Origin of the sequence: Vibrio sp. 10N.222.49.C9 (assembly GCF_041474985.1) — a bacterium.
Lineage (GTDB): Bacteria > Pseudomonadota > Gammaproteobacteria > Enterobacterales > Vibrionaceae > Vibrio > Vibrio crassostreae_C.
Genome location: NZ_JBFRVD010001427.1, coordinates 1 through 253, shown reverse-complemented (window position 1 = coordinate 253; position 253 = coordinate 1). Strand labels below are relative to the sequence as shown.

Below are 253 nucleotides of genomic sequence, written 5' to 3'. Positions count from 1 at the left end.
CTCTTGGGGTATGGACTTAGCACTACGAAAAGCAGGTCAGGTTACTTCAGTTGGCGCAGTGGCTAAAGAAGGCGTTAAAAACGCAGTCGATATGGTTTTTGGTGTACTACCTGTGGTTATGGGCCTAGGTACTATCGCATTGGTAATCGCTGAGTACACATCTGTATTCGCAATTATGGGTAAACCATTTGTCCCTTATCTTGAGCTTCTTGCTATCCCTGAAGCAGTCGCGGCATCGCAAACCATCGTAGTT

1 pseudogene is annotated in these 253 nt (G+C 46.2%); it reads left to right on the top strand.

The annotated features are described in order from the left end of the window. Nucleotides 1-253 (top strand): annotated as a pseudogene (locus tag AB4585_RS28595) (YjiH family protein); the annotation flags it as partial.